4 protein-coding genes and 1 pseudogene are annotated in these 3,453 nt (G+C 32.0%); all 5 read left to right on the forward strand.

Features of this window, described 5'->3' with window-relative positions; translation table 11 throughout:
• The first annotated feature begins 770 nt into the window (after window positions 1–770).
• Entirely contained in the window at window positions 771–1,187 is a 417-nt protein-coding gene (locus tag BC781_RS25170) for a hypothetical protein (protein ID WP_146201788.1), read from the forward strand.
• A gap of 106 nt (window positions 1,188–1,293) precedes the next feature.
• The gene (locus tag BC781_RS25175; RefSeq protein WP_109623296.1) at window positions 1,294–1,983 is read left to right on the forward strand and encodes a hypothetical protein; all 690 of its coding nucleotides are present in this window, start codon (window positions 1,294–1,296) and stop codon (window positions 1,981–1,983) included.
• Window positions 1,984–2,099: 116 nt separating this feature from the next.
• Complete coding sequence (locus BC781_RS25180) at window positions 2,100–2,462, forward strand: hypothetical protein (RefSeq protein ID WP_109623298.1); 363 nt, start codon at window positions 2,100–2,102, stop codon at window positions 2,460–2,462.
• A gap of 292 nt (window positions 2,463–2,754) precedes the next feature.
• Window positions 2,755–3,111 (forward strand): hypothetical protein, encoded by a 357-nt coding sequence (locus tag BC781_RS25185; protein WP_109623300.1) that lies wholly within the window; start codon window positions 2,755–2,757, stop codon window positions 3,109–3,111.
• Window positions 3,112–3,126: 15 nt separating this feature from the next.
• Window positions 3,127–3,312 (forward strand): annotated as a pseudogene (locus BC781_RS25910) (glycosyl-4,4'-diaponeurosporenoate acyltransferase CrtO family protein); the annotation flags it as partial.
• Window positions 3,313–3,453: the final 141 nt, after the last annotated feature.

Genomic DNA, 3,453 nt, shown 5'->3' on the forward strand with positions numbered 1-3,453 from the left:
GTATTCTCAAAATCTTTCTGTATTATTTTTAAATGGAGATTCACCATGATAAATGATTAGCTTTAAATTTTTATATCGATAACAAGGGGCATATTCCACAGGCAGCTATGTGACGCAACCTGCCTGCGATACCATGCCCGAGTCGTTATGCCGAATTAAGGAATCAAGCAGAAACTGATTTTGATAAAAACGTTCTGCAAATTCCCCCAGAGCGAAAAAATAATTGAAATCGAATTTCCCAATAGACTTAAATTCAACAGAAATCGCAGTTTGATTTTTTAAATTTCGGCTAACAAAACGAACTGAATCTAAAATCAATAATTGGAACAAATTAAAATTCCAAAGGCGTAATAACGGATTTGCTCAGATTTGGATTTCAGTTGATTTTCAAATTGAAATTAGATTTATTCTTAGATCAAAAAAGACTACAAATTTTCGTAAAACGTGAATATTGTGACAAACGGAAAACTCTAATTGATGCGAAAACGGATTTGCTATTAGATCAACATGATCTACAAATTCCACAAAATCGTGGAGAAAAAAGGAAATGAATTTAGAGCGTAAATCGTTGTTCAAATTCTGATAAATTGTAAGAATTCAAAAGTGATTTTGCTGTAAAATAGGAGAGTACAAAGTTGTTCTGCAAATGTGCGAAATTGCATCACAGAAAATAAAAAAAGACGGCATAACAAGGGGCATATTGCACAGGTCGTTTGCGACGCAATCCGCCTGCGACACCATGCCCGAGTCGTTGTACATAATTATAAAAGATGATATCCCATATCAAATCAGACAAATCATCTGACCAATTGATCAGAGAATTAATGGACTTGAATATTGAGGTTGGAATGGTGGAATTTACAGACAAGGAAGATCTTCTTCGATTACCATCATCATTTGAGAAGATTGGGAACTTTGAACTAGATATACTTGCGATTGACATTGATAGTGAGTTGGTTGTAATGATAGATCATGACAAACCCGACTTTATTATGGGAAAGGTAGCTCAAAACATAACTCAATTTGTTGAGGCTTTAAAACTGATTGAAGCATTCTTTGAGATGTCTATGGAAGATGATGAATTGTATGCTGATGAAGAAGCAATGAGAAAGGTAACATCCAAGTCCTCTTCAATTGCAGGAGATCAAGATTATCTATGGTTTTACGATATGATGTTAGGGATTTAATAAAATAAACTATGTACAACAAGGGGCATATTCCACAGGCAGCTATGCGACGCAATCTGCCTGCGCCACCATGCCCGATACGTTATGCCTAATAAACTGATAAACAATGTTGACTGAAATACTAATCGAGACAATTGTTATACCTATTGGAATATCTCTTATTTTCGCAATATTCCATTATCTAATAATAGACAGAAAGAATAGAAATGTATATAAAAAATCATACTTCCCAACTTTAGCAGAGCAAGAAGCAAAAGAAAAGAAAGTTAGAAGAGGGTTAAGTCTTTATTTTCTAGGAGTCGTTTTAGGAGTTGGAATAACTTTCGTTTCAACATCACAGCTAATGAGTTTCTATCATAAGTCGCTTAATGAAGTTTCACAAGTTATTTTAATACCGAATATTCTAATTCACTCCCTAGTTTGTGGATTCATTATAGCTGTTCCAATTTCAATATTTTTGAACAATATTAGAAAAAGGTTGAAAGGCAATTACTTCCAAAAAGGGACTTTCTCTTTAAGTAAATTTTTTGCGTATTTATTTTTGATTCTATCAATCAGCTTTAGTTATCAAACAATTAGGAAAGGTGTTTATGTAGGAGAAAGTCAAGTTACAATAAAAGATTTCTTTAGCGATGATAGAACGGTTCCAATAGATCAAGTTATGTCGATAAGCCATGAAAAATCACTAACAACATTACATTTAGAAAATGGACCAAGCATATTGATAAATGATATGGAGTTTGACTCAAATAAGATTTTAAGATCAAAAGAGATTATAAATTTAAACAAAAAATAGGCATAACAAGGGGCATAGTTCACACCGCGCTAACCGTCAACACGACCTAAGTGCGATACCATGCTCAGGGCGTTGTGCTCCATTGTTGGAGATTGAAGTATCGAGAAATCATAGAAATGAATAAGATTTTTTTGAAAATACTATTTATTGTAATTCTTGGATTGATTCAAATATTTTTAATGACCCGATTCAATCCTAATATGATACCTGTTGAGATGTTTTTAGCAATTGGAATTACAGTTTTAGGAGTTTTCATCGGATTTTTTGCAATGTTGATCGAGCGTGGTAAAAGAAGAATCGGACAGTCTATCATAGTGACTTTTTTGATTGGATTTGTAATTGGAATATCAGCAACACAATACCAAAATTTTGAAAGACGTGAAAATGCGAATCTAATTATTGAAAAACTAGAATTGTATTTTCAACAAAAGGGACATTATCCCGAGAATCTCAAAGATTTAAAACCTTATTATTTATGAAAATATACCAACTAGCAATTGGGGTTTAGAAAGGGTGGATTTTGATTATAAAGTAGGTAGCTCCCAAAAAAAATATTCGATTGATTACAAAGTTGGAACTCTGAGAGGTTGGATATATTTAAGTGGAGACGGTTGGCAATTTTATGATTAATAAGTCGAATTTAAGAGGTAAATAGAAATTAAATAAAAACGGAGCACAACAAGGGGCATAGTTCACTAGCAGGTGCGATGCAACCTGCTAGCGACACCATGCCCGAGTCGTTGGCGACAATTAATAATTTTGATTTTTTTAATGAAAGTAGGTAAATATATTTTTTGGGGAATTTTCACTCTAATTATAATATTTGGACTTTGCCTTATATTTAAAGAACTAGAAAATTATTTACCTTCAGAAAGTCTTTCATTTGCACTTTTAGTTAATTTTCTTTTGATGTTTTGGTTTGATGTGACAGTACCAAAACTTAAATTAAAATATGATTTGTCTTATTTCGAAGTCAGTGTAAACGAAAGAAATATTTATAAGGTTTTAGGTATTGAATTATATAAAAAAATACTCAAGATTAGTGGTTGGGAGAAGTTTACTAATTCAAAAAATCCGCCATTATCAAGTAAAATTATAGATTTAAGGGGGCGTGAATACTTGACTTGATTAAGTGAATTTTCACATTTTATTATAGCCATTATAATAGGGTTGATTACGATAATATTTTCATCAACTCTAAAAGATTCAAAATGGTTGATATTGACTAATTTATTTTTTAATATCTATCCGATTTTTTTACAAAGATATAATAGACCAAGATACCTTAACGTAATAAATAATAAAAACTGTCGCCAACAAGGGGCATAGTTCACAGGCTTCTGCGACGCAATCTGCCTGCGACACCATGTCCGATTCGTTATGTGCAATAATATATTATTGATATTGAGTTAATTAACATCAAACTTTAAACATGAAATTATTAATAACCTTATTCATACTAATTCAAAC

Source organism: Sediminitomix flava (genome assembly GCF_003149185.1).
GTDB lineage: Bacteria > Bacteroidota > Bacteroidia > Cytophagales > Flammeovirgaceae > Sediminitomix > Sediminitomix flava.

Excerpts from the sequence above, each read along its gene's own strand:
- BC781_RS25170 (WP_146201788.1), top strand. The coding sequence starts at position 771 with ATGATATCCCATATCAAATCAGACAAATCATCTGACCAATTGATCAGA.
- BC781_RS25175 (WP_109623296.1), top strand. The coding sequence starts at position 1,294 with ATGTTGACTGAAATACTAATCGAGACAATTGTTATACCTATTGGAATA.
- BC781_RS25180 (WP_109623298.1), top strand. The coding sequence starts at position 2,100 with ATGAATAAGATTTTTTTGAAAATACTATTTATTGTAATTCTTGGATTG.
- BC781_RS25185 (WP_109623300.1), top strand. The coding sequence starts at position 2,755 with ATGAAAGTAGGTAAATATATTTTTTGGGGAATTTTCACTCTAATTATA.